This is a genomic window from Paeniglutamicibacter sp., assembly GCF_046714615.1.
Taxonomy (GTDB): domain Bacteria; phylum Actinomycetota; class Actinomycetes; order Actinomycetales; family Micrococcaceae; genus Paeniglutamicibacter.
The window spans coordinates 1-24,116 of sequence record NZ_JBKKAP010000031.1; the positions used below are offsets into that span (position 1 = coordinate 1).

Sequence of the window (24,116 nt, forward strand, 5' to 3'; positions counted from 1 at the left end):
ACCACGTCACCATCGTTGCGGTGAAGCGGCAGGACCGGGAATGGGACTACACCACCACCGAGACCGTGCTACACGAGGACGACGAGATCATCGTGGCAGGGGCGACCGCGGCCGCCGAACGCTTCGCAGCGTTGCTTTAAGCTGGGAGGTTGCTTGGAATCCCGTCCACGGACCAGGCGACGTTCCGGGGCTCTGTCGACCGGGATCGCGGGCGAGAGTCGGTCCCTGGCCCCGGAGCGGAAGCCGCTCGGAGGACCCGGGTCGGAAACGGCGCAAGGCGCGATCCGCTAGAGTCTTAAGCACTATGGATGACCCCCCTTCACACATGCCCTGGCCCCTGCTCCCACCTGCCGGATTGAATCCGACACCCACCGGAGAGGGGCGCCCGAATGCATGAATGGATCATGATCGGCATCGGTCTTGTCCTCACCGTTGGCACCGGGTTGTTCGTTGCCTCCGAATTCGCCTTGGTCAATCTGGACCGGCACGAACTTGAGGCCCGCGCCGAGCGCGGCGAAAAGCGCCTTGGAACCACCATCAAGGCCCTCAAGATCACTTCGACCCACCTCTCCGGCGCCCAGCTGGGAATCACCCTCACCACCCTCCTCACCGGCTACACCTTTGAACCGGCGATCAGCGCGCTGCTGCGCGGCCCGCTGTTGGGCGCCGGCGTTCCGGAGGCGGTCGTCCCGGGAATCGGCGCGGTGGTGGGCATCTTCATCGCCACCGTGTTCTCCATGGTGATCGGCGAGCTTGTGCCCAAGAACTTCGCCCTGGCACTCCCGCTGGCCACCGCAAAGGTGGTGGTGCCCTTCCAGGCCGCCTTCACCGCGGTGTTCAAGCCGGTAATCCTGCTGTTCAACAACACCGCCAACGGCATCATCCGTTCCTTCGGCATCGAGCCCAAGGAGGAGCTCTCCGGGGCCCGCAGCGCCGAGGAACTCAGCTCACTGGTCCGCCGCTCCGCACTGGAGGGCATGCTCGACGCCGACCACGCGACGCTGCTGCACCGCACGCTGCGCTTCTCCGACCACACGGCCGACGACGTGATGACCCCGCGCGTGCGCATGGTGGCCGTCGACTCGACAGCAACCGCCGAGGACATCGTCAAGACCGCCTCGCTCACCGGCTTCTCCCGCTTCCCCGTGATCGGGCGGGACCGCGACGAGATCCTCGGGGTGGTCCACCTCAAGCAGGCGTTCGCCATCCCGCTGGACGCCCGCGGAACCGTGGCCGCCACCGCACTGATGATCGCGCCGCTGATGGTGCCCGAATCCATGGGCGTCGACTCGCTGCTGGGACGCCTGCGCAAGCACGGCCTGCAGGTCGCAATCGTCTCCGACGAACACGGCGGAACCGCCGGCATCGTCACTCTCGAGGACCTCGTGGAGGAACTCGTCGGCGAGCTTGAGGACGAGCACGACCGCACCCGAGTCGGCGTGCTGACGACCGGCCGCTCGATCACCTTCGATGCGTCGCTGCGCCCCGACGAGCTGCTGGACCGCGCCGGGATCACGGTACCCGACGGCGAGGACTACGATACCGTGGCAGGCTTCGTCGCCGACGAACTGGACAGGATCCCGGAGCCCGGGGACGAGGTGCACCTTCACGGGGGCACTCTGCGGGTCGAGCGCGTCGTGGGCACCCACGTCCAGCGCCTGAAGTTCACCCCCGACCTGTCGCCCGAAAACCCGAGTGCGGATGAAACCACCCAGGAGCAGACCCGATGAGCGAGTACCTACCCGGAATCATCTGGCTTGTCGTGCTGCTGGTCATCAACGCGTTCTTCGTCGGCGCCGAGTTCGCCGTGATCTCCGCCCGACGCTCGCAGATCGAGCCGAAGGCCGAGGCAGGCTCCAAGGCCGCGAAGACCACGCTATGGGCCATGGAGCACGCGACGTTGATGCTGGCCACCAGCCAGCTGGGCATCACCGTGTGTTCGCTGGTCATCCTGAACGTGTCCGAACCGGCGATCCACCACCTACTGGAAATCCCGCTGGGGCTGACCACGCTCTCGGCAGAGGCCATCGGCATCATCGCCTTTGTCGCGGCGTTGCTGGTGGTCACCTTCCTGCACGTGGTCATCGGCGAGATGGTACCCAAGAACATCTCCTTTTCCGTGCCCACGCGCGCGGCCCTGATCCTGGCCCCGCCGCTGGTCCTGGTGGCCCGCATCGTCAAGCCGGTGATCTGGTCGCTGAACGGCATTGCCAATTCGATCCTGCGCCTGTTCCGGGTCGAACCCAAGGAAGGGGCCACCAGCGCGTTCACCCTTGACGAGGTGGCAGGCATTGTGGAGCAGTCGACTCGCGACGGGATGCTTTCCGATGCCAGCGGCACGCTGGGCAACGCCTTCGAATTCACCTCCAAGCTGGTCTCCAACGTCGAGGTGCCGATCGGCGCCATGGTGCTGCTGCCCCAGGATCCCTCCCCGGCCGACATCCAGCAAGCGGTGGCCAAGCACGGCTACTCCCGCTACATCCTGGTGAACGGGGAAGGCGAACCTTCCGGCTACCTGCACCTGAAGGACGTCATGGACCTCACCACCCCGGAGGCATTTGCCGCCGCTGTCCCGGCCAAGCGGATCCGCACCCTGGCCTCCGCCTTTGGCGGCAGCGAGCTGGAGGACGCGCTGGCTGCCATGCGCCGCACCGGATCCCACGTGGCACGCGTGTTCGACGCCGAAGGCGTCACCACCGGCGTGCTCTTCCTCGAGGACATCATCGAGGAACTGGTCGGCGAGGTGCAGGACGCGACCAGCGCCTAAGCCGGTCACCGCCGCATAATGAGCGGGAGCGGTCCATCCCCCAAGTAGGGGCGGCCGCTCCCGTTCGTTTTTGTGCCGAGACGGCTAGGGGCGCAGCGTGATCGAATCGATCGCCTTGGCCGCCTCGGCAGCCAGTTCCTCGGGCATCGGTGCGCTCTTGGCCGAATCGGCCGCGACGTCCTGGCCCTCCTCGCTGACGATGTAGTGGCCGAAGGCCTTGACCAGCTCCACCGTGTTCGGATCGGTGTATCCGCTGCAGACGATGAAGTAGGAGACCAGGACCAACGGGTAGGCGCCGGGCTTGGTGGTGCTGCGGTCAAGTTCCAGGGCAATGTCGTTTACGCCGCGGCCCGGGACCCGGTGCGAGGCGGTGACGGCGATGGCCGCCGACTTTCCGCTGACCGCTACGAAGGAATCACCCACGCGCAGCTTTCCCTTGCCCAGCGTCTTGTCAACGAGCGAATCATCGGCATAGGTCACCGCGCCGACGGTGCGGGCCACCGTGGTGACGACGCCGGAGTTGCCCTGGGCCTGCTCGCTGCCCAGACCGCCGGGCCAGGAGCCGGAAGGATCATGCGTCCAGTTTTCGGGGGCGGCGGCATGCAGGTAGTCGGTGAAGTTCTCGGTGGTGCCCGAGTCGTCAGAGCGGGCGACGGCAGTCATGGGGACATCGGGGATGGAGACACCCGGGTTCAGCGCCTTGATGGCGGGATCCTGCCAGGAGGTGATCTTGCCGCCGAAGATCTTGGCGACGGTTGCTGCATCGAAGTTCAATTCCTCGATGCCCGGCAGGTTGAAGGCGACGGAAATCGGCGAGATGTAGGTGGGGATGTTGATGGCCCCCTCCGGTCCGCAGGTCTCCTGGGAGCGGGCCACTTCCGAATCCTTGAGGTAGGCGTCGGAGCCGGCGAAATTGGTGGCGCCGGCCAACAGCCCTGCGCGCCCCGCGCCGGAACCCACCGAGGCGTATTGCACCTGCACCCGCGGGTGCATCGTGGCGAATCCGCCGATCCAGGCGTTCATGGCAGAGTTCTGGGCGCTGGAACCGCCACCGGTCACGGTGCCCGACAGGTTCGAGGAGTTGTTCTCGGCCGCCTGGCGCTGGGCCTCGCCCAACGGGTAATCGGAGCCGCAGCCCGTAAGCACCAAGCCGAGGCCAAGAACCACCGCAATCCGACGCTTCGGCAGGGCTTGGAGAGCGGGCCCGGCGGTCATCGGTGTTTTGGCCTGGTGCGGCAAAGTGTCCTCCTGGTTAACAACACATGAACAGCATCTAGTCGACCATAAAGCGGACGGTGGCCGCCACTCGAATCGCCAGGCTGCTAGTTCGGATAATCAGGCAGGCTTCATGGAGTCGAGATGTCCCGACGGGGATCACGCCAGTGGACGATGTCCAGGGGTGATGGCTAAGGCCAGAGCGCAAGCCCAAATCGACCACCGGAAACTGTGGAGATTGGCGCTGTCTGCTGGCGCCGGCGGTGTGGCCGCGGCCTCACGGGATAGTGGCCTGTCCCAGGCATCGGCGGTGCGGTGGAGGTGTGGACATGTCCACTGGAAGAAGTGACGCGGATGGTGTGCCGGTCTCCAGGGACCGGGGATTCCTTCCAGCCGGGCGCCTCCTTGGTGGCATTGCACCAAACGCACCGGGAACCGGGTCCGACCGCCGCGATACGGGGTGCGGCAGAACTGGTCGCGGACGGTGATGAACTTTTTCAGCCCGCCGGTGAACGGGCGGCCCTTCTGGTCCATGGCGACCAGGGCGCCGGTGCCAGGGGCGGTGTAGAGGCGGCGAACCCAGGACTCCAGCGGGTACGCCGGGTTCCCGGCGAACGACTCCCGGGCAATTTTTGCCGGGCCTGGCTGAACAGGGGCTGCAGATACGGCAACGCGAACCGGCCCGTGCGGACGTCCACTGGACGCCAATCGAAAAGCGGCCCCGGGCATCCTCGGCTATTTGACCTTGTCGGATACCAGTTCGGCGTGGCCCTACAGCGTTCCGGTGGCGAATCCGATGGATACCGGTTGCGGGCCACAGCATGACTCGGCCTCGGGCGCGGGTACTGCGCAGCCCGCAGCCTGCTCCGCGGGTGCCGGGGAGTCGCAGGAACCGCCCAGATCTGTGGAGCAGACGCCGGTTTCGGGCAGCTGGAGTTCGAGAAGGTCGGCGGCACTTCGGTCCCCGGCCAGGGATGCGGCGATCGAGCGGACCTGCTCGTAGCCGGTGGCCATGAGGAAGGTCGGTGCCCGGCCGTAGCTTTTCATGCCCGTGATGTAGAAGTTGGTCTCGGGGTGGGCCAGGATGCGCTCACCATGGGCGGAAACGGTGCCGCAGCTGTGGAACTCCGGATCAATGAGCGGGCCGAGCTTGCGCGGGGCCTCCACGATTTCATCCAGATCCAGGCGAAGCTCGGAAAGCATCGAAAGCTCCGGGCGGAATCCGGTGGCCGGAACCACCAGGTCCGCCTCCAGGTGACGCCCGTCGGCCAGGTCCACTCCAAGCATCTCCCCGCGTACCAGGGTGGCGATGGAAACGTTCTCAAGGATCGTGATGTCGCCGTTCTCGACGAAGCGGCGCAGGGACGTGCCCAGCTGACCGCGGGCAGGCAGTTCGTCCGCCGGACCGCCGCCGTAGAGGCGGACCGGGTTGGCAGCACCGCGCAGGCCCCACAGCACCCGGGTGTCGGGGTGCCGCTGGCGCAACCGCCCCAGGCTGATCAGGGTGTTGGCCGCAGAGTGTCCGGCACCCAGCACCAGGATGGTCTTGCCGGCGAAATGCTCGCGGTCAGTGCCCAGCGGGTCAGGCAGCGGGGTGGTGATGAAACCCGTTGCCCGGGCCTCCGCCTCGCCGATGGCCTCGAGGCCGGAGCGGCCCACCGGGTTGGGGGCGCCCCAGGTTCCCGATGCGTCGATGACGGCCCGGGCCAGGAGATCCCCGGGGCCTTGGGCAGTGGCGGTGCGCACAAGGAAGAGGGATCCCTCGCGTCCGTTGCTGCGCGTCTTGTCCACGCCACCGCCATCGGGCTGGACGCGGGTGACGGCGGTGACCCGGTGCCCATAGCTGATCGTGGGCGCCATCGCCGGGTGGGTTGCCAGCGGTTCGAGGTATGCCTCGACCAGCTCCGCCCCGGTGGGGAGGCGGGTTTCGCGCGGTGCCTGCCAGTTTCCGGCGTAGTCCTCGGTCGGCGTTTCAAGCAGGCGGCGGGATGCTGCATCGATGTTCCAGCGCCAGGTGGAGAAGAGCCTGATGTGCCCCCAGTTGCGGATCGCCGCACCGGGGCCCGTCCCGACTTCGAGCACGCGCACCTCTTGGTTGCGCTCCAGCAGGTGTGCCGCGGCGGCCAGCCCGATGGGCCCCGCGCCGATGACAATCACCGGGTAGGTCTCGTTCATGGCCTTCTCCTTCAATGGGGTGCGCTGTTGCTACGCGGTGGCGGGCAGCAGCCCTCAAATGAGTGCGTCGATACGTGCACGGATGTCGTCGCGGAACCGCTGGAGGTCCCGACCCGGCGGGCCGGTTCGCTTCCATTGCTCGTGGCGTTTGCCGGGACGGACGGCAAAATCTCTCCAGAACGTGACATCGACGAACTTCGATATATCGAGTATCCTTTCATATATCGACGATTGTCAATCTCCCGTTCGGGAGCTGGAGAGAAAGCGAGGCACGGTACATGCCCACACCTGTTGCCATACAACCCCGCGCGGAATTCATTCCGGTCCCCGCCGGCGCCGTGGAAACACCGTGCTGCGTCCCCGCTGCCGGGCAGGAATCCCTGGCAGCCACAGATGCCGAGGCCCTTGCGGCGCGCTTCAAGGTGCTCGCCGACCCCAACCGGCTGCGCATCCTTTCGATCGTTTCCTCCAGCCCGGAGGCAGAGACCTGCGTCTGCGACCTGTCCGAACCCCTGGGGCTGGGTCAGCCCACAGTCTCCCACCACCTGAAGATCATGGTCGAGGCAGGGTTGCTGAACCGCGAAAAGCGCGGGGTCTGGGCCTACTACTCGCTGGTGCCCGGCGCACTGGATTCCCTGGCCGCAACACTGACCCCGAAGGCATGACCATGAGCAACACCGCAGAATCCGCTAAGAAGCCGGCGGTCCTGTTCGTCTGCGTCAAGAACGGCGGCAAGTCCCAGATGGCTGCAGGCCTCATGAAACTCGAGGCGGGCAGCCACGTCACCGTCACCTCGGCGGGCACCAAGCCGGGAGCGGCGATCAACGCGCTCTCCGCCGAGGTGCTGCTGGATCTGGGCATCGACATCATTGCCGAGCAGCCCAAGGCCTTGACCGAAGACACCATGCGGGAGGCCGGCCTGGTGGTGGTCCTGGGCGCCGAGGCCAAGGTTCCCGAGGTCGACGGGGTCCACGTGGAAGCCTGGGAAACGGATGAACCCGGCGAGCGCGGCATCGAGGGACGCGAGCGCATGGAACTGGTCCGCGATGACATCCACGCCCGCGTAAAGGAGCTGGCGGCCCGGCTGCTGGGCGAGACCCGCCACTAAGCGGACAGGGTCACCCTAGGCTTGCCCGGCCCAGCGCGACAGCGATTCGAGAATCAACTCCAGCCCGATCCCGAACTCGTCGCCGAAGTCGTATCCCGGCTTCAGCACGTGCTCCGTGGCTATCTCCATGAGGTGCGGGTACTGGCCGGTGGCGAACATCTGCACAATCGGATCGGTGATGCTCGCGGCGGTGTCGGGACCGGTGAATGGAAGTGCAGCCTCCTGCATGGCAAAGCCATAGGTGTAGCTGTCCAGCAGCGCATAGGCATGAGCCGCTGACTTCACCGAGAATCCGGCCGCGCGCAGGACGCCGAGGGTCGCATCATGGTGGCGAAGCGTCGCCGGGCCGGGGGCCGTGCGCGACTCCAGCAACCCGATGGCCCAGGGGTGGCGGCCAAGTACTTCCCGCACCGAGGCTGCGCGGCGGCGCATTTCATCGCCCCACTCCTCTCCTACCGTCGGGACATCGATTTCCGCATAGACCATGTCGATGAGCGCATCCAGGATCTCCCCCTTGTTGGCCACGTAGTAGTAGAGGGACATGGGCTTCACCTCCAGCGCCGTTGCCAGCGACCGCATGGTCAGCGCCCCGATGCCGTCCCGGTCGGCAATCGAAACGGCGCAGGTGAGTACGCGGTCCCGGCTGAGCGGGATGCGTGCAGCCGACTTTTCCACTTTTTCCTCGGAGATCATGGCCCGATCCTATCGCATTTTCGTACATAGTAAGATACTGTCACTTACTAAGTAAGGTATCGACTCGCGAGGCCTTGCACCCGGAAAGGAAACGCCATGAACGGCGCCAAGCGACACCCAGCACGAGGACTCGAGACGGAAGGCACCAATCGGCCCCAAGGGTTGATGCGGGCCATGGCGCAGGACCGCTACGGGGATGCGGAAGTGCTGCACGAGATATGCCTCCCCATCCCTGCGCCCAAGGACAACGAAGTGCTCGTTCGCGTGCACGCCGCCGGCCTGGACCGCGGCACCTGGCACGTCATGACGGGCACGCCGCTGCTCATGCGCCTGGTTTTCGGATTCCGCGGGCCCCGCAACCCGGTCCCAGGCCTCGACCTGGCCGGGACGGTGGTCGGGATCGGAGCAGCGGTCACCCGTTTCTCGGTCGGCGACGCGGTCCATGGTTTCGGGCAGGGAACGTTCGCCGAGTACGCGGTGGCCAGGGAGGACCGGCTGGCCCCGAAACCCGCAAACCTCGACTTCCCCCAGGCGGCGGTGGTTCCTGTCTCCGCCGCCACCGCGCTCCAGGCACTGCGCGCGGGGCGCCTCGTCGCGGGCCAACGGGTACTGATCACCGGGGCCTCGGGCGGGGTGGGAAGCCATGCGGTGCAACTGGCCAAGGCCCAGGGTGCCGAAGTCACCGGCGTCGCGGGCCCGTCCAAGCAGGACCTGCTGCGCCGGCTGGGCGCCGACCACGCCATTGACCACACGCGCGAGGACTTTGCCGATGGAACGCGCCGCTACGACCTGATCGTGGACATCGCCGGCAACCCGAGCCTGCGCAGGCTGCGCCGCGCGCTGACACCCCGGGGCACCGCGGTCATCGTCGGCGGCGAGGGCACCGGGAAGTGGCTGGGCATGGGCCGCCAGTTACGGGCCGCGGCGCTCTCGCCCTTCATCGGCCAGCGCCTGGGAATGCTGGCCTCCGCCCAGCGCGCCACCGACCTGGAGGAACTGGGCACGTACCTCGAATCCGGCGCCGTGGTCCCGCACCTCGACAAGTCCTTCCCGCTGGGGCAGGTGCCCGAGGCCATGGAATACCTGGTGGCGGGAAAGGCCCGCGGCAAGATCGCCATCGTCATCTAGCACGCACCGCCCATCTCCCCCGCACCCGCGCGGATTTCCACACTCCCCACCTACGTTTCGTGAAAGCCGAACGCCATGACCACCCTTCCCGCACCCGCACCCCAATCCCCTTCGACCAGACACATGTCGGGAATCCACCTGGCCCTGCTCCTCATCGGGGCGCTGTTGGTTCTCGCATCCCTCGGGTCCCTCGCCGTTCCCGAATTCCCCCACATGAACCAGGAACTCGCGGTGGTTGTCGCCGGGACGGTGCTGGGCATTCTTGCCATCCTCCTCGGCGCAGCCGGGCTGGGCCGCGGCATCGGGGACGGCGCCCCGCAGGTGACCGGAACACCCGGGCCTCAATCCCCGTCGCCCGTGCACCTGTCCGGGCAGCTGGACCCGGGGCTCTCGCGCTGGAAGTGGCTGCTCAAGTGGATCCTGGCCATCCCGCACCTGGTGGTGCTGGCACTGCTGTGGGTTGCCTTCCCGGTGGTGACCATCGCCGCCGGCCTGGTGATCCTCGTGACGGGTCGGTACCCAGCCTCGTGGTTCCAGTTCTCCGTCGGGGTGCTGCGCTGGCAATGGCGGGTGTCGTTCTACGCCTACGGGGTGCTGGGCACCGATGCCTACCCGCCGTTTACGCTGGCGCGCGGACCCTACCCTGCCCAATTTGATGTCGCCTATCCGGCTCGGCTTTCGCGTTGGAAGGTGCTGGTGAAGTCCTGGCTGCTCGCGCTGCCGCACCTTCTGGTCATCGCGGCGCTCTCCGGAGGTTCATGGGACAAGGAGGACACCGGCATCTCCCTGGTGGCCCTGCTGGTGCTGCTCGCCGGCGCAATCCTGCTGGTGACAGGCAGGTACCAGCCGGGGCTCTTTGACTTCTTGCTGGGGTTGAACCGCTGGATCCAGCGCACCGTGGCGTATGTGGCGCTGATGACCGACGCCTATCCGCCGTTCCGCCTGGACCAGGGTCCAGGGGAGCCGGCGCCGGGCGGACTCCCGGTCTAGCCGAAGTCGGGAGCCGCCGCGGGTTCGAGGCGCACGATGACGGCCTTGGACACCGGGGTGTTTGACCCCTCGGCCGTCGCCGTCAGCGGAACCAGCACGTTGGCCTCGGGGAAATAGGTGGCCGCACAGCCGCGGGCACTCGGATAGGAAATGACCCGCAGCCCCCGAAGCACCCTCTCCACCCCGTCGTGGCTTTCCGAGTGCACATCGACGTAGCCGCCGTCGGCCAGCTGCAGCATGGCAAGGTCCTCGGGGTTCACGAAGATGACGTTGCGTCCCTTGTGCACCCCGCGGTACCTGTCGTTCAGCGAATAGGTGGTGGTGTTGAACTGGTCGTGGGAGCGCAGCGACTGGAGGATCAGCCGGCCGGCAGGCAGCGCGATGGTCGACAGCTGGTTGACGGTGATCACCGCCTTGCCGCTGGGGGTCGGGAAACGCCGCTCGTCCCGCGGCGGGTGCGGAAGGACGAAGCCGCCGGGGCGGCGCACCTTCTCGTTGTAGTCAGCGCAGCCCTCCACCACCCTGGCGATGTGCCCGCGGATGGTGTCGTAGTTCTCCTCGAAGGCCTCCCAGCTGAATGGGTGGTCGGGCCCCAGCACCCGGCGGGCCATGCGCGAGATGATCGCGACCTCCGAGAGCATCTTGTGGGATACCGGCATGACCCGGCCCTGGGAGGCGTGCACCGCGCAGACGGTGTCCTCCACGGTGACGAACTGGACCCCGGATTTCTGCACGTCGATGTCGCTGCGGCCCAGGGTCGGCAGGATCAGGGCCGCGGCCCCGGTGTGCGCGTGGGAGCGGTTGAGCTTGGTGGAGATCTGCACCGAGAGCCGGGTCCGCCCGATGGCGTCCTGGGCGGCGTTGGTGTCGGAGATGGCGTGGACCAGGTTTCCGCCCAGGGCAATGAGCACCTTGATCCGCCCCTGGGCCATCCCCTGGATGCTTTGCACCGCATCGCAGCCGGGTTCCCGCGGCGGGTCGAAGTCGAATTCGGCGCCCAACTTGTCCAGGAAGGACTGCGGCATCTGCTCCCAGATGCCCATGGTCCGGTCCCCCTGGACATTGGAGTGCCCGCGGATGGGGCAGGGCCCGGCGCCGGGGCGCCCGATGTTCCCGCGCAGCAGCAGCACGTTCATGATCTCCTTGATCGTGTCCACCGCCTTGGTGTGCTGGGTCAGGCCCATGGCCCAGGTGATGATCACCCGGTCTGCCAGCAGGTAGCGCCGGGCCAGGTCGTCGATCTGCGCACTGTCCAGCCCGGTGGCGGCCAGCACGTCTGCCTCTTCCAGGGTGGAGAGGTGCCGGCGGTAGGCCTCGAGCCCGATGCAGCTCCGGTCCAGGAAATCGTGGGCCAGCACCGAGCCGGGGGCCGCGTCCTCGGCCTCGAAGACCCGCTTGGCCAGGCCCTGCATCAGGGCCATATCCCCGGCGAGTCGGATCTGCAGGTAGGCATCGGCCAGGTCCGTGCCCCGCCCGAGAAGGCCGCGGGGGCGCTGCGGGTTCTTGAAGTTGATCAGCCCGGCCTCGGGCAAGGGGTTGATGGCCACGATGGAGGCGCCTGCGTCCTTGGCCTCCTCCAGCGCGGTGAGCATGCGCGGGTGGTTGGTGCCCGGGTTCTGGCCCATGATGATGATCAGGTCGGCCTTGGCGAAGTCCTCGTACACGATGGCGCTCTTGCCCACCCCGATGCTTTCGGTCATGGCCACCCCCGTGGATTCGTGGCACATGTTCGAGCAGTCCGGCAGATTGTTGGTCCCCAGGGCCCGGACGAAGAGCTGGTAGGTGAAGGCGGCCTCGTTGCTGGCCCGGCCCGAGGTGTAGAAGGTCGCCTCGTCGGGTGTTTCCAGGGCGGCGAGTTCCTTGGCGATGAGGCCGAAGGCGTTCTCCCAGGAGATCGGGCGGTAGTGCTCGCTGCCTGCAGGCTTGTAGACCGGTTCGACCAGGCGGCCCTGCTGCCCCAGCCAGTATTCGCTGCGTTCCTTGAGTTCGGAGACAGGGTGCTGCGCCCAGAAAGACTGGGGAACCCTCAGCGGGTCGGCCTCCCAGGACACCGCCTTGGCACCGTTCTCGCAGAACTCGGCGGTCTTGCGTTGTGGCGGATCGGGCCAAGCGCAGCTCATGCAGTCAAAGCCGTCCTTCTGGTTCATGTGCAGCAGTGTCTGCGCCGCCCGCCGCGGACCCATCTCCCCCAAGGCCAGGGGAATGGAGGCCAGCAGGCTCGGCAGGCCCACCGCGCTGCGCAAGGGAGGTGTCACCACCAGGTCCTCGCCGGTGACGTCGTCCTTCAGCGGCTTGCCTTTCATGCGAACCAGAGCCCCTTTGTGCGGGTCCGCGCGGGGCCCGGTTGGAATCCACGCCGGCGCGGAACCCTCCACGCAAACCCCCGCGGGGATGGGCCCGGCCGCCGGCACCGTATGCCCTCCTGTCTAGCACCGGAGACCAGGGCATTCAAGGGCGGTCACGCAGTTCAAGGCCGGGTGCGCCGATGTGAAACACTGGAGCCCGGCCCGGGTACCTCCCGGAATTGCTTACTGACTTGAGGAGAGCCCGGATGAAGGCACCTGCCGGGCATCCCGGTTACCCGCTGCTGGCCATCATGCTGGTGGCCGTCGGCATCGGCCCGCTGCTGACCTACGGGCTGAGCGCCGTCAGCGAACTGGTCATCACCGAGCTGGGAATCAGCGAGGCGCAATTCGGCCTGCTCGCCACCGTCTGCTTCGGTGCCGGAACCATCGGCAATGCAGCCTTCGGCCGCTTCACCGACCGCCAACCCGATTCCCGCCTGCTGGCTCTGGTCTTTGCGCTGGCCACCCTCGCCCTGCTGCTCGCCGCGATCCCCGGCGGCTACGTGCTGCTGCTGGTGGCCTCGGGCCTGGCCGGCCTGGCCCAGTCCTTCCCCAACGGCGTCACCAACAGGATCCTGGCCGAACGCGTTCCGCTGGAGAAACGCATCGGTTGGATCGGCATCAAGCAATCCGGCGTCCAGGTCAGCCAGCTGGTGGCAAGCCTCGGCTTCCCCGCCCTTGCAGCCTGGATCGGCTGGCACGGGGCCAGCGGCGTCGGTGCCGCGGCCGCAATGCTGTTGGGCGTGGTGGCGCTGCGCGTGCTGGGTGCGGTCCCGCTGCTGCCCAAGGTCCCGGTGCCGGTGGGACCGGTAGCGGCAGGGAGCCCGGCCGCGGCGCCGACCAGCATCAGGTTCCTGATCTGGGCGCTGGCTGCCTTCGGCTTCGTCAACGGCATGGGGGTGCAGGCCACCAACGTCTACCTCTCGCTGTATGCGGTGCGCGAACTCGACTTCTCCCTGGTGCTCGGCGGCCTGGCCGCAGCAGCAGCCGGCGCGATAGGGGTTGCTGCACGCGTGGGCTGGGGACGGATGATGTCCCGGGGCACCGCGGCCCCGCCGCTGTTGCTATTGCTTGCGGTGTTGGCGCTCGCCGGTGCCGGGGTGTTCCTGGCCGCCGGCGCCACAAACTCGGCGGCATTGCTGTGGCTGGCGGTGGCATTGCACGGTGCCTCGGCGCTCGGGGTCTCGGTGGTGCTCATGGCCGCGGTCGTGCGAAGCGTGCCTGCCTCCTCGATGGGCATGGCCACCGGAATGGTCACCGCCGGGCAGTTCGGTGGATTCACCATCGGCCCGCTGGTCATGGGGACCCTGGTCGGTTCGCCAAGCGGCTTCGCGCTGGGGTGGACAGTGGTCGGTGGCATCTACCTGATGTGCGTGATGCTCGGGCTCTACCTGGTGTTGCGCCGGCGCCGGCGGAACCGGAGGGCCTCGGCCTGAGCCAGGTGCGCTGACCTTCGCGCCGCGCACTCGGGGAGAGCCGCCGGCGCGAGGTCCCGGTGGAAACCCGCCGAACCCCTGCGCACCGTCGCGGCACCGCTGCGCACCGCCCGACGCGTCGCGTCACGATCCCCCGCGGCGATGACCGTGGGTCAAATGCGGGAGGCGTGCAGGGTTTCAGCTGACGTCGGCACGCGCGAAAATAGCCTCGCGCATTGAACAAACGATCCATGTCGGGAAACGTCGACCAGGGGCGAAAATCCCGCCCTAACGTGAGCTTGCCGAAAGGTTGGGCCTCTCTCTCGCACCGGCGTGAGGGAAGTCATACAATGTGGGCATCAGGCGAGTGGCGGTCCGGCCCACTGGGACCGGGTCCCTCGCCTCCGGACGAAGGAACTCCCATGAGCACCACAGCGTCTCACTCCCAGCGGATGACTCCCGGACAGCGCCGGGTGGCAGGGGCCACCATGATCGGCACGACCGTGGAGTGGTACGACTATTTCATCTATGCCAACGCTGCCGCCCTGGTCCTGGCCCCCTTGTTCTTCTCGCAGCTCGAGGGCACGCTGGCCTCGATCGTCTCGTTCGCCACCGTCGGCATCAGCTTCCTCTTCCGCCCCTTCGGGGCCGTGGTCATGGGCCGGGTCGGGGACCGCTACGGGCGCCGGGTGGTGCTGATCATTACCTTGATCCTCATGGGTGTGGGCACCACCCTGATCGGGCTACTGCCCACCTACGCCACGATCGGGGTGTGGGCCCCGATCCTGCTGGTGTTCCTGCGCGTCGTCCAAGGCTTCTCCGCCGGTGGCGAATGGGGAGGGGCCGCACTGATGGCCGTCGAGCACGCCCCGGCCGAGAGCCGCGGCAAGTTTGGGGCCTTCCCGCAGCTGGGCGTTCCCGCCGGGATGCTGCTGGCGGCAGGGGTCACGGCCATCTTCGCCGCGGCGCTGACCGATGAGCAGTTCCTGGCCTGGGGCTGGCGGGTGCCTTTCCTACTGAGCTTCGTGCTGATCCTGATCGGGCACTACATCCGCACCCGGGTCGAGGAGTCCCCGGTCTTCCATGAGCTGGAGGCCACGAAGCAGACCGAGACCGCGCCGCTGGCCACCCTGTTCCGCCTCCACCGCGGCAAGGTCGTCCAGGCCACGCTGATCTTCATGGGCAACAACGCCGCTGGGTACATGCTCACCGGTGGCTTTATCCTCGGCTACGCCACCAAGCGCCTGGACCTGAACGCCGGCACCATCCTGAACATCATCACCATCGGTTCCGTGGCCTGGCTGATCTCCACCTGGGCCTCCGGGGTGCTTTCGGACCGCATCGGTAGACGCAAGATGTACATCATCGGCTGGGTTGCCATGCTCGTCTGGCTGTACCCGCTCTTCCTGCTCATCGACACCGGCGAGATGCCCATGGTCTTCATCGCCCTGGTCGTCTTTGGCGCCGTCATGGGCCTGTCCTATGGCCCGCTGCCGGCCCTCTACGCCGAGCTGTTCCCCGCCCGCATCCGGCTCAGCGGCTCCTCCATCAGCTACGCGTTGGGTGCGGTGCTCGGCGGGGCCTTTGCCCCCACCATCGCCACCGCCCTCGTGGGCGCATTCAACACCACGATCGCCGTGTCGACCTACCTGTTCCTGCTCGTGGCGGTTTCGTTGATCGCCACCCTCACCCTCAAGGACCGTACCGGTTCCGATCTCTACCCCCAGGACAGCGAGCTCCAGCCACTGGATACCGATGAAACCCCCGGCCCCATGTACGACCCCTGATCGTTTCCACGCCACCAACACCCGTGGCCCAGGGGTCCTGCCTGACAGCAGGACTCCCGGGCCGCTCCCATGGCGGACCTTCTGTCCAGGACTTGCCAATAAGGAGTGCAAGCGTCTTGCGCGAATCGGGCAGTCGCGGAAAACCGACGATCCCGGTATCCGCGGATTTTCGACCCAGCGGCTTGTGACTCGCAGCGGTAAACGGTGTCCGGCAAGCCGTAACACTTAACGCGAATGATTCTCATATGCGATAACGTGTCGAGGGTGAACCCTTCCCCGATAACCACCCTGGACCCACCGCGCCCCGCGGCCCCTTCCCCGCAGCCCCCGCCGCACAGGCCCTCCGCCTGGCGGCAACACGGCACCACCTCGCTGCTGGCCACCGGCATCGTGCTGGTCATCCTGTTCTCCGCGGGCACCGGGCCGCTGGCCACCAGCCTGCCCGAGGCCGCGAAGATCATCACCGGGCACCTCATTCCGGGCATGGCATGGATGAGCGACGGCAGCATCACTGTCTCGCAGGACCAAGCCGTCTGGAACTTCCGTCTGCCGCGCACCCTGCTGGCAGGCGTTGCCGGGGCCTCCCTGGCCCTTGCCGGGGCGCTGCTGCAGACCAACGTCCGCAATCCGCTGGCCGAGCCGTACATCCTGGGCGTCTCCGCCGGGGCCGGGGTCGGCGCGGTGCTGGCCATCGTGGCCGGATCCACCGCCATGGCGGGGATCGGCCTGAATGCAGCTGCCTTCCTCGGCGCCGCCGGGGCCACCGTGCTGGTGTACCTGCTGGCGAAACAGGGCGGGATCATCGCTCCCTCCCGGCTGATCCTGGCCGGCGTCGCCCTCGGCTCGCTGCTGGCGGCCATCACCAACTTCCTGACCATCACCACCGAGGCACAGAACGTCTACAGCGTGCTCTTCTTCCTGCTCGGCAGCGTCTCCGCCGCCAGCTACGGCCAGCTGGTGTTGCCCGGGCTCGCCCTGGCCGTGGTCGGCATCTACGCAATGCTGCGCTCCCGGGCGCTGAACGCGATGCTGGCCGGCGACGAGACGGCCATCGCGCTGGGCGTGAACGTGACCTCCATGCGCCGGACGCTGCTGCTGGCCACCGCGCTGCTGACCGCCACCACCGTGGCGGTGTGCGGCGGCATCGGCTTCGTTGGCCTGGTGGTGCCGCACGCGGTGCGCATGATCGTCGGCTCGGACCACCGGCGGATGCTGCCGCTGGTGATCGCCGGCGGCGCGCTCTTCCTGATGCTCACCGACCTGCTGGCCCGCACCGTGGCCCAGCCGGCCGAAATCCCGCTGGGCATCCTCACCGCCGCCGTCGGCGCACCCTTCTTCCTATGGCTCATGCGCACCAACGGCGCCCGCGCGGCGGGGGTGGGTCAGTGAACGTCTCCTTCGAAAACGTCAGTGTTACCCTCGGCGGCCGGCGGATCGTGGACAACGTGTCCCTGGCGGTGCCCTCCGGCACGGTCCTGGGCATCCTCGGCCCCAACGGCTGCGGCAAGTCGACGCTGCTGCGCACCCTGTACCGCGCCCAAAAGCCCTCTTCGGGAGTGGTGCGCATTGACGAGGACGACGTCAGGACACTGGACGGGCGCGAAGTGGCCCGCCGGATCGCCGTCATGGCCCAGGAATCGACCCAGGAATTCCCCATTACCGTCCGTGAGATGGCGATGCTGGGCAGGGTCCCGCACCAGCACGGCTTCGGCGCAGATTCGGACGCCGACCACGAGCTCATCGACACCGCGTTGCGCGAGGTCGGGGCAGCACACCTGGCAAAGCGCTACTTTTCCGGGCTCTCCGGCGGGGAAAAGCAGCGCGTGCTGCTGGCCCGGACGCTGGTGCAGCAGACCCCGGTGCTGGTGCTGGACGAGCCCACCAACCACCTTGACATCGCCTTCCAGTTCGAACTCATGTCCCTGGCAACCTCGCGCGGGCTCACGGTGCTCACCGCCCTGCACGACATGAACCTGGCGACCGAATACTGCCAGCACGTGGCACTGATGCGGGCAGGGGAACTGCACGCCTTCGGCCGCCCGCACGAGGTGCTCGACGAAGAGACCATCCGCGCCGGCTTCGGCGTCGACTCGCGCCGGCTCGACCACCCGCTCACCGGCCGCCCGCTGATCGCCATGGCCAGGCTCGCGCCGGCACCGCAACGACACACCAACCACCACACCAACCACCACACCGAACCACTCAAGGAACTCGCATGAACAACAAACCCCTGCTTCTCATGTCCAGCCTGCTGCTCGGCGGCACGCTGCTGGCCGGCTGCGGCCAGGCCGTCTCCGCAACCACTCCGGCCCAGTCCGCCGGCGCCGCCACAACCATCGAGAACTGCGGCCGCACGCTCGAATTTGCCGGCACGCCGCAGCGGGCCGTGGCCATGACCCCTGGCCAATCCGAGATGCTGGTGCGCCTGGGCCAGGCGGACAAGGTCGTGGCCGAGGCCCAGAGCAAGGGCCAGGCGCTACTGCCCGAACTCGCGGACCTCGGCACCGCCACGCAACTGACCGAACAGGGACCGCCCTCGCGCGAGGTGCTGCTGGGCGTCGCCCCGGACCTGGTCTACGCGCCCACCAGCTACGAGTTCACCGCCGAGCAGGGATTCGCCAGCATTGACCAGCTCAAGGCAGCCGGCGCGCAGGCCTACATCGCCACCGCCGGCTGCGCCGAGCGACGCGGCAGCGCCGAGCGACGCGGCAGCGCCGAGGTGGCCGACCTGCTCACCGACATCGAGAACCTGGGCGACATCCTCGCCGCGCCGGAGGCGGCCGAAACATTGGCCGGCGAAGCGACGGGTGCCCTTGGCGAGGTCACCCAGCGGGTCGCCGCACTCCAGAAGCCGACCGTGGCAGAGCTCTTCGTGGAGGGCAACACCATTGCCGCGATCGGGGCGGGCATCGAATACAACATGATCGAGCTCGCCGGCGGCGAGAACGTCTTCAGCCCCGAAGACAAGGCGTTCGCCCAGTTCTTCTCCTCGGTCATCTCCCCCGAGACGCTGGTGGCGAAGAACCCGGACGTCATCGTCTTCACCACGCTCGATGGGGCGCACGAGAAGGCGACCCGCGACTTCCTGCACACAAAGTTCCCGCAGCTGGACGCCGTGAAGAACGACCGCCTGGTGGCCATCGATTCCAGCGACGTCATGCCGGGCTCCTGGGGCAACATCCGGGCCGTGGAACAGATCGCCAGGGGCCTTCACCCCGACGCATTCTAGGACCGCACCAGCCAAACACACTGCCTTAGGGGTCCGCCAACCGGCGGACCCCTAAGGCGGGCCGGCCAGTGAATGGGTACACGAAGATCACGGCGCGGCCGAGGGCCAGCGACTTCACTCACGGAGCAACCTGACGGGCCGCGATGCCTGTGGACGGAAGATCGCGGATCTCGGTCACGGCACTCAGGTGTCCCTCGTCGTGCACGCGATAGCTATTCGGCTTCCGACATGGTTCTAGGAGGCCCCGGCTTTCGTAATAGCTCGCTGCTTTCGTCGTCACTCCCGAGAGATGGGCCAACTCACCAATCCGCGTCTACACCCCTTCAAAACGGAACGCTTGACCTTGCCCCGTACAGCAAGGTCAACCATCCGAGACCAGTCAATCGTTTTCGACACGCGCAATCGACAGACCGGAGAGACTGTGCGACACCGTCCCGTATGACGCCCGCGCACCGGACGCTTCACCGGACAGGTCTTGCGGGACGCCGCACTTTCCTGTGAATCCCTGGAATTCATAATCTGCAGGTCAGGGCACGGTGCGTTCCGGTAGAGGACCCCCTACCGGAATGCCGGGTGCTGCCTATAGGGTGAAGAAAAAGCCACGGGAGGGACTTCATTATGCGCGAACTGGTCTATACGGGCTTCATGACACTCGACGGGGTCGTCGACTCCCCTGGCGGCACAGTGGAGGGCCATCGCGGTGGAGGCTGGGTATTCAGCACCGAGTTCGTGCCCGAGGCTTACTCGCTCAAGGGAGAAGAGCTGAACGAGACGACGGCTCTGATGTTCGGTCGGCGCAGCTACGACGCTTTTTCAGAGTTCTGGCCGACCTCGGAAGATCACGCGGCGTACCAAGACCTCCCAAAATATGTGGTGTCGTCGACCCTTTCCGAGGAAGCGGTCATCAAGGGGTGGGGGGACATCACCATCCTCCGGTCGGCCGACGACGTTGCCGAACTCAAGCAGACCGACGGCGGGGCCATCTTCATCCACGGGAGCGCGGAACTGGCGCGACGCCTTTCGGACGCCGACCTGATCGATCGGTACAACCTGCTGATGTTCCCGTATCTGCTCGGTGCCGGAAAGAGCCTGTTTAGCTCTGCGGACAACGACCGGCGTGGTCTCCGTCTGAGAGATTCCTCCACGTACTCCAACGGCGTGGTGAAGCTCGTCTACGACGTCCAGCGCTGACCGCTGGCTCTTTCGTATCGGCGAACACCTATCGCGGTGATGGACCGGCTAGCGGGACGCTTCGGCTGGGTCTACATTTAGCATCCCTTGCAGGACCAAACAGCCAGTCGAGTGATAGCCAGGAAGATTCCGCGCCCCCCCTTAAACCGCCGTCGGGGACACTGATCTGCGGGCGGAGGGTTATGCGTGATTGGTTAGCGCATGATCTCCGATGATTCTTCCGCGCTCAACTGTCGGTCTGCATAGGCAAGCCGAATCGCGTTGGGATCAGGGTTGCCAGCATCAAGGCCCCGATGAACGAGGGAGAGCCCTACTTTTTCTGCCACCCGAGCGGAAGTCAAGTTGTGTTCGAGCAGGTAGGCCACGATTGGGAGGTCGGGGCGGCTCATTTTCGCCTGTTTGACGGCCTCAAGCGAGAGTTCGGTGGCAAAGCCCTGGCCTTGTGCGCTGTACGCGAAGCGGTATCCCAGGTTCCAAAAGGAGTCTTGTTTGACGGAGCATCCGCCGTAGCCAATGATCGCCTGGCTTCCGGGTTGCCTGACAATCCAGGTGCCCAAATCATCGCGATCCCATGAGGTAATCCATCGATCCAGCATCACGCGCGTCTGTTCGAATTCGGCATGTCGAAGGCTTGGGAAATGGGTCCAGACCCGCGGATCGTTACAGATCAGATGCAGGCCTGCGGCGTCCTCAAGCGTCGGGCGGTCCAGGGGTAAACGTTTCGTCTCGGTGATCATGTGGAGATTCTAGTTAGAAATCTTCGAACAGTCCCATTCAGTGTTTGATTTATGGGACCCCGCGGGTTGCTCGCCGGTGAGCGCCACCATTTCTCGAAACCGACGGGCTCGGAGCCAATTCACTCATGGGTGTGCGGTCGCGTCGGCCTGCACCAACACAGGCCCGAAGTCTCAAATGAGGCAATGGCAACGGGAATGGTCAATGATTGACCCATGACTGATGACTGGGATATGGCGGACGCCGCGGCCTACGGAGCCGGCGTACTGCGTGGAGATAAAGTACGCTTTCGCGCCCTCGCTGAAAACGACCTTCCGATGCTCGACAAGTGGTGGGCCCTTCCCGAATGGGCGGTGCTGCAACAGGCCACCGTCAAGCCGAGCCCCGAGGGCTCGACGGCAGAGATGTTCAGGCAGTGGAGCACGAACACAACTCCTGGCAGCGCCGGCTTCAGCATCGAGACGCTCGGAACGGGAACCTTCATCGGACACGTGACGCTCTACGGGGCGTCCATGCCAGAACGAGCCGCAACCCTGGCGATCATCCTCGCCCCGGAAGAAACGGGAAAAGGCTACGGCACGGACGCCGTGAGGACCGCGATCGATTACGGCTTCCTCCAAATGGGTCTCAACCGAATCGAGCTGCGCACCTGGGCCTTCAACAAGCGAGCCCGGAACGCATACTCCAATGCCGGGTTCACCGAAGAGGGACGACTCCGTGAGGTGGTGTACTTCAACGGCACCCACCACGATGCGATCGTCATGAGCGTCTTGCGGAGCGAATGGGAGACCCTGCGCCAACCCGGTGCGTTGACGGCCACGAACTCAAATTCACCGCAGTTGGTTCCCGACTTGGGAAAAGCGCCCCAGTAAAGGTTCCCGTTGCGGACAGCCTTCGGCAATGGCAGTCAGGCGGATCGTGCCCTTCGGCCGGCGTTGCATCGAGTCGCGTGGACAGTCACGCCGATGCTGACAACCAGGCTTAGGAGCAGCGCCAGGAATCCGGCAGCCGCGGCGACAAAGTAGCTTCCGGGATCAGGCACGGTATCGACCACGGGCTCCCTGTAGAACCAAATAGTGGCACCGGCGTTCACACCCAGTATTGCGATTAGGCCAGTCAGGACCCACGCGGCTACGGCAACAATCGCCAGTTTCATTTTTCCTCCGATTCTGGACGTGCCGTGACCCGTGGTGCTTTCAATCCTAGTCATCGGAAAAGTTGACATGAATTTGTCCCGTAGACCGTTCCCCATGCGGCGTCGGCTTTCTTAGCCTTGATCCACCGATCCGCTTTCGGGTCCGGGACTGATTCCCGGATTCGGGGGCGGTTTCGTTTTTGGGCGCGGGAAGGGTGCCGGCCTCGCTGCCGGTGATGTTCCATCGTGGGTTCTTGGTTGCGCCATGGCGGCTGGGTGGTCGGGTGGTTCAGGTCGCTTGCGGAGGTGCCTGGACGCTGGTGAAGAGCTGTGTCCAGGCCTGGGCCCAGCGCCAGTTCCGTGGAAGATGCAAGGTGATTTTCCGGGCTCTGGAGGCGATTCGGGCCGGGACGAGAACCAGCTTCTCACGCAAGGTGCGCATCTTGGCGCGGGTGAAGCGTCCCGCGGCGAGGATTCCGGCGGCCCGAGTGAGGTTGTAGGCGATGGCCGCGGCATGCAGCCATGCCGCGTTGGCGTTGAATTTTCCCGAAGGCAGGTGGGCCAGTGCCGAGTCCTTCAGCTCGGCGTTGACTGACTCGATGATCGCGTGTTGGCGGTGGGTCTTGTCCATCTCCACGGTGCCCAGCACGTCCCGGGCGACGGTGCTGAACACCCCGTGGAAGCGGTAGGAGTCAAAGAGAGTGCCCTGCCCGGCGGCCTTTTTCGGGTTCAGTTCGGGGATGCGGCGCACGATCAGCCGTCCGGGAATCCGGGCGCTTTTCTTCTTGGAGGCAAAGGCCGTGTATTCGACCTCCGAGACCTCGGCCCTGGAAATCCACTGTTCAGTGTCCTGGTCGAAGATGGCTTGGGGGTATTGGATGGTTTCCCACGCGTCGTCCGCAATCGAGGCGATGGCCTTCTTGATCGAGGAGTTCATGCGGACCGTCACGGACATGTCGGCGCCTTGGGCCAGCGCGGCGGCAACCGCGGACTGGTTGTAGTAGGCGGAATCCGCGCGGACGAGGGGCCTGCCCTTGGCGGCCAATTTGCGGCCGGCCCGCAGGGACTCTGCAACGAAGATTGCCGCTCCGCGGGCGGAGGACGCCGAGCCCTTGCGCAAGCGTTGGGCCACGATCACCGGTGCGTGTCCCGTGCAGGAGATGATTCCCAGCAGTGCGTTCAGGCCGCGAACGCCGGAGTATCCGAACCCGGCGCCTTGCTTCTGGTAGCCGTGGACTTCGACGATGGTGTCGTCGATGTCGATGAACACGAAATCCCCGGAATCCACCTCGCCCAGCAACGGGACCTTGCGCCCAAGGTTTTCCAGGAAGCGGGTGGCCGCGGCCTGCAGCTGCTTGACGTGCCCGAAGGTGAAGGAGCGCAGGTACGAGCCCAGGGTGGAGGGTGCATAGCAGCCCGTGAACAGCTTTTCATTGCCCCGTGGCGGAGCATGTCCATGTCATCGATGCTGTCCGCCCCGGCTACCATTCCTCCGACCAGGGCGGAGAGCTTCAGTCCGGCGTTGGAACCCTTGTCGGTGGGCATTTTCACCCACTGGTCAGCCAGTTCGGCCAGACCCGCTTCGCGGGCCAGTGCCATCACCGGAACCAGACCTGCGGAACCGACCAGGTTCGGGTCGTCGAACGAAACTGACATGGAGGAAAGAGTATGGGAAACTTGGATCTGCGAAGTGCTCCGATTTCGGCGGTAAATGTGCTCTAGACAAGCTCCATTTTCCCCTGAATGACGGGCCTTTCGTGCTTAAACCGCCGGTGGCCGCTCAAAATTATCGGTGGATCGAGGCTTAGAGAGCTTGGGCTTTTTTCCGCGTAGCCGGCCCCTTTCCTTGGCTACGGCCATCCCCTCACGGGTGCGTGCCCGGATGAGGTCCGTCCATCGCGACACGAGGTGAGGCCGTTCACGGCCGATAAGCAGTTTTCGCTCACCCGCACTACCGAGAATAGAAATTACGCCTCGACGAGAATCACCAAGGTCTCGCCCAGCACGCCGTCGTAGGCCATCGCTTCGGCCAGTGCCTCGGATTGCATCGCGGCCATGAGGACATCCAAGTCAGCAACGTCCATCAGCACCGCGACTTGCGTCGGGTTCTGAGGGTCGACGAACGTCCGAATGTTAGTGACGCCGAGGGGGCCGAAGACCTCTTCGCGCTTCGGTGAGGCAAGCCAATGATCCTTGTCCTTCA

General features: G+C 66.1%; 21 protein-coding genes and 2 pseudogenes. 13 read left to right on the forward strand and 10 right to left on the reverse strand.

Features of this window, described 5'->3' with window-relative positions:
* Window positions 1-389 precede the first annotated feature (389 nt).
* Entirely contained in the window at window positions 390-1,730 is a 1,341-nt protein-coding gene (locus ACLQ7E_RS03895) for a hemolysin family protein (protein ID WP_411731244.1), read from the forward strand.
* On the forward strand, window positions 1,727-2,767 hold the full coding sequence (locus ACLQ7E_RS03900; protein WP_411731245.1) for a hemolysin family protein: 1,041 nt from the start codon (window positions 1,727-1,729) through the stop codon (window positions 2,765-2,767). The genes ACLQ7E_RS03895 and ACLQ7E_RS03900 overlap by 4 nt, the downstream gene beginning before the upstream one ends.
* An 84-nt stretch (window positions 2,768-2,851) precedes the next feature.
* Here the strand turns inward: ACLQ7E_RS03900 and pstS are convergent, their stop codons facing one another.
* A complete protein-coding gene (gene pstS, locus ACLQ7E_RS03905; RefSeq protein WP_411731246.1) occupies window positions 2,852-4,006 on the reverse strand; it encodes a phosphate ABC transporter substrate-binding protein PstS in 1,155 nt (384 codons plus the stop codon).
* 747 nt (window positions 4,007-4,753) lie between these two features.
* Window positions 4,754-6,157, reverse strand: coding sequence for an FAD-dependent oxidoreductase (locus tag ACLQ7E_RS03910; protein ID WP_411731247.1), 1,404 nt, complete (start codon window positions 6,155-6,157; stop codon window positions 4,754-4,756).
* 278 nt (window positions 6,158-6,435) lie between these two features.
* Here ACLQ7E_RS03910 and ACLQ7E_RS03915 point away from each other — a divergent pair, with 278 nt between their 5' ends.
* Together ACLQ7E_RS03915 and ACLQ7E_RS03920 are read left to right on the forward strand one after the other, a co-directional pair.
* Window positions 6,436-6,822, forward strand: coding sequence for an ArsR/SmtB family transcription factor (locus tag ACLQ7E_RS03915; protein WP_411731248.1), 387 nt, complete (start codon window positions 6,436-6,438; stop codon window positions 6,820-6,822).
* 2 nt (window positions 6,823-6,824) lie between these two features.
* A complete protein-coding gene (locus tag ACLQ7E_RS03920; RefSeq protein WP_411731249.1) occupies window positions 6,825-7,265 on the forward strand; it encodes a low molecular weight phosphatase family protein in 441 nt (146 codons plus the stop codon).
* A gap of 15 nt (window positions 7,266-7,280) precedes the next feature.
* On the opposite strand, the gene ACLQ7E_RS03925 is transcribed toward ACLQ7E_RS03920, so the two are convergent.
* Window positions 7,281-7,958 (reverse strand): TetR/AcrR family transcriptional regulator, encoded by a 678-nt coding sequence (locus tag ACLQ7E_RS03925; protein WP_411731250.1) that lies wholly within the window; start codon window positions 7,956-7,958, stop codon window positions 7,281-7,283.
* A 174-nt stretch (window positions 7,959-8,132) separates the two neighbouring features.
* Here ACLQ7E_RS03925 and ACLQ7E_RS03930 point away from each other — a divergent pair, with 174 nt between their 5' ends.
* Both ACLQ7E_RS03930 and ACLQ7E_RS03935 read left to right on the forward strand, forming a co-directional pair.
* Window positions 8,133-9,086 carry an NAD(P)-dependent alcohol dehydrogenase gene (locus ACLQ7E_RS03930; protein ID WP_411731251.1) on the forward strand — a complete coding sequence of 318 codons (954 nt, stop codon included), beginning with the start codon at window positions 8,133-8,135 and terminating at the stop codon, window positions 9,084-9,086.
* A gap of 75 nt (window positions 9,087-9,161) precedes the next feature.
* Entirely contained in the window at window positions 9,162-10,076 is a 915-nt protein-coding gene (locus ACLQ7E_RS03935) for a DUF4389 domain-containing protein (RefSeq protein ID WP_411731252.1), read from the forward strand.
* Here ACLQ7E_RS03935 and ACLQ7E_RS03940 read toward each other — a convergent pair.
* Entirely contained in the window at window positions 10,073-12,379 is a 2,307-nt protein-coding gene (locus ACLQ7E_RS03940) for an FdhF/YdeP family oxidoreductase (RefSeq protein WP_411731253.1), read from the reverse strand. The two genes, ACLQ7E_RS03935 and ACLQ7E_RS03940, sit on opposite strands and share 4 nt — an antisense overlap.
* Window positions 12,380-12,627: 248 nt before the next feature.
* Between ACLQ7E_RS03940 and ACLQ7E_RS03945 the strand changes: the two genes are divergently transcribed.
* The 5 genes from ACLQ7E_RS03945 (at window position 12,628) to ACLQ7E_RS03965 (ending at window position 18,852) form a co-directional block, all read left to right on the forward strand.
* Entirely contained in the window at window positions 12,628-13,857 is a 1,230-nt protein-coding gene (locus tag ACLQ7E_RS03945; RefSeq protein WP_411731254.1) for an MFS transporter, read from the forward strand.
* Window positions 13,858-14,258: 401 nt separating this feature from the next.
* A complete protein-coding gene (locus ACLQ7E_RS03950; protein ID WP_411731255.1) occupies window positions 14,259-15,623 on the forward strand; it encodes an MFS transporter in 1,365 nt (454 codons plus the stop codon).
* 264 nt (window positions 15,624-15,887) lie between these two features.
* Window positions 15,888-17,012 carry a FecCD family ABC transporter permease gene (locus ACLQ7E_RS03955; RefSeq protein WP_411731256.1) on the forward strand — a complete coding sequence of 375 codons (1,125 nt, stop codon included), beginning with the start codon at window positions 15,888-15,890 and terminating at the stop codon, window positions 17,010-17,012.
* Window positions 17,009-17,842 (forward strand): ABC transporter ATP-binding protein, encoded by an 834-nt coding sequence (locus tag ACLQ7E_RS03960; RefSeq protein ID WP_411731257.1) that lies wholly within the window; start codon window positions 17,009-17,011, stop codon window positions 17,840-17,842. The genes ACLQ7E_RS03955 and ACLQ7E_RS03960 overlap by 4 nt, the downstream gene beginning before the upstream one ends.
* On the forward strand, window positions 17,839-18,852 hold the full coding sequence (locus tag ACLQ7E_RS03965) for an ABC transporter substrate-binding protein (RefSeq protein WP_411731258.1): 1,014 nt from the start codon (window positions 17,839-17,841) through the stop codon (window positions 18,850-18,852). The genes ACLQ7E_RS03960 and ACLQ7E_RS03965 overlap by 4 nt, the downstream gene beginning before the upstream one ends.
* A 118-nt stretch (window positions 18,853-18,970) precedes the next feature.
* Here ACLQ7E_RS03965 and ACLQ7E_RS03970 read toward each other — a convergent pair whose 3' ends face one another.
* The gene (locus ACLQ7E_RS03970; RefSeq protein ID WP_411731259.1) at window positions 18,971-19,150 is read right to left on the reverse strand and encodes a MerR family transcriptional regulator; all 180 of its coding nucleotides are present in this window, start codon (window positions 19,148-19,150) and stop codon (window positions 18,971-18,973) included.
* Between the two features lie 320 nt (window positions 19,151-19,470).
* Here ACLQ7E_RS03970 and ACLQ7E_RS03975 point away from each other — a divergent pair, with 320 nt between their 5' ends.
* Window positions 19,471-20,043: a dihydrofolate reductase family protein gene (locus ACLQ7E_RS03975; protein WP_411731260.1), complete on the forward strand. Its 573-nt coding sequence runs from the start codon at window positions 19,471-19,473 to the stop codon at window positions 20,041-20,043.
* 194 nt (window positions 20,044-20,237) lie between these two features.
* On the opposite strand, the gene ACLQ7E_RS03980 is transcribed toward ACLQ7E_RS03975, so the two are convergent.
* Window positions 20,238-20,780: a GNAT family N-acetyltransferase gene (locus ACLQ7E_RS03980; protein WP_411731261.1), complete on the reverse strand. Its 543-nt coding sequence runs from the start codon at window positions 20,778-20,780 to the stop codon at window positions 20,238-20,240.
* A 213-nt stretch (window positions 20,781-20,993) separates the two neighbouring features.
* Between ACLQ7E_RS03980 and ACLQ7E_RS03985 the strand changes: the two genes are divergently transcribed.
* A complete protein-coding gene (locus ACLQ7E_RS03985) occupies window positions 20,994-21,650 on the forward strand; it encodes a GNAT family N-acetyltransferase (RefSeq protein ID WP_411731262.1) in 657 nt (218 codons plus the stop codon).
* 35 nt (window positions 21,651-21,685) lie between these two features.
* Here the strand turns inward: ACLQ7E_RS03985 and ACLQ7E_RS03990 are convergent, their stop codons facing one another.
* From ACLQ7E_RS03990 to ACLQ7E_RS04005, 4 genes and pseudogenes are all read right to left on the reverse strand, one after another.
* Complete coding sequence (locus ACLQ7E_RS03990; RefSeq protein WP_411731263.1) at window positions 21,686-21,934, reverse strand: hypothetical protein; 249 nt, start codon at window positions 21,932-21,934, stop codon at window positions 21,686-21,688.
* A 268-nt stretch (window positions 21,935-22,202) separates the two neighbouring features.
* Window positions 22,203-23,596 (reverse strand): annotated as a pseudogene (locus ACLQ7E_RS03995) (IS1380 family transposase).
* A gap of 120 nt (window positions 23,597-23,716) precedes the next feature.
* A pseudogene (locus ACLQ7E_RS04000) lies at window positions 23,717-23,803 on the reverse strand (recombinase family protein); the annotation flags it as partial.
* Between the two features lie 77 nt (window positions 23,804-23,880).
* On the reverse strand, window positions 23,881-24,116 hold a 236-nt coding region (locus tag ACLQ7E_RS04005), incomplete at its 5' end, for a hypothetical protein (RefSeq protein ID WP_411731264.1).

Coding starts and splice junctions, on each gene's coding strand:
- ACLQ7E_RS03950 (WP_411731255.1), top strand. CDS start 14,259: ATGAGCACCACAGCGTCTCACTCCCAGCGGATGACTCCCGGACAGCGC.
- ACLQ7E_RS03940 (WP_411731253.1), bottom strand. CDS start 12,379: ATGAAAGGCAAGCCGCTGAAGGACGACGTCACCGGCGAGGACCTGGTG.
- ACLQ7E_RS03985 (WP_411731262.1), top strand. CDS start 20,994: ATGACTGATGACTGGGATATGGCGGACGCCGCGGCCTACGGAGCCGGC.
- ACLQ7E_RS03975 (WP_411731260.1), top strand. CDS start 19,471: ATGCGCGAACTGGTCTATACGGGCTTCATGACACTCGACGGGGTCGTC.
- ACLQ7E_RS03945 (WP_411731254.1), top strand. CDS start 12,628: ATGAAGGCACCTGCCGGGCATCCCGGTTACCCGCTGCTGGCCATCATG.
- ACLQ7E_RS03925 (WP_411731250.1), bottom strand. CDS start 7,958: ATGATCTCCGAGGAAAAAGTGGAAAAGTCGGCTGCACGCATCCCGCTC.
- ACLQ7E_RS03935 (WP_411731252.1), top strand. CDS start 9,162: ATGACCACCCTTCCCGCACCCGCACCCCAATCCCCTTCGACCAGACAC.
- ACLQ7E_RS03990 (WP_411731263.1), bottom strand. CDS start 21,934: ATGAAACTGGCGATTGTTGCCGTAGCCGCGTGGGTCCTGACTGGCCTA.
- ACLQ7E_RS03910 (WP_411731247.1), bottom strand. CDS start 6,157: ATGAACGAGACCTACCCGGTGATTGTCATCGGCGCGGGGCCCATCGGG.
- ACLQ7E_RS03930 (WP_411731251.1), top strand. CDS start 8,133: ATGGCGCAGGACCGCTACGGGGATGCGGAAGTGCTGCACGAGATATGC.
- ACLQ7E_RS03915 (WP_411731248.1), top strand. CDS start 6,436: ATGCCCACACCTGTTGCCATACAACCCCGCGCGGAATTCATTCCGGTC.
- ACLQ7E_RS03965 (WP_411731258.1), top strand. CDS start 17,839: ATGAACAACAAACCCCTGCTTCTCATGTCCAGCCTGCTGCTCGGCGGC.
- ACLQ7E_RS03920 (WP_411731249.1), top strand. CDS start 6,825: ATGAGCAACACCGCAGAATCCGCTAAGAAGCCGGCGGTCCTGTTCGTC.
- ACLQ7E_RS03980 (WP_411731261.1), bottom strand. CDS start 20,780: ATGATCACCGAGACGAAACGTTTACCCCTGGACCGCCCGACGCTTGAG.
- ACLQ7E_RS03895 (WP_411731244.1), top strand. CDS start 390: ATGCATGAATGGATCATGATCGGCATCGGTCTTGTCCTCACCGTTGGC.
- ACLQ7E_RS03900 (WP_411731245.1), top strand. CDS start 1,727: ATGAGCGAGTACCTACCCGGAATCATCTGGCTTGTCGTGCTGCTGGTC.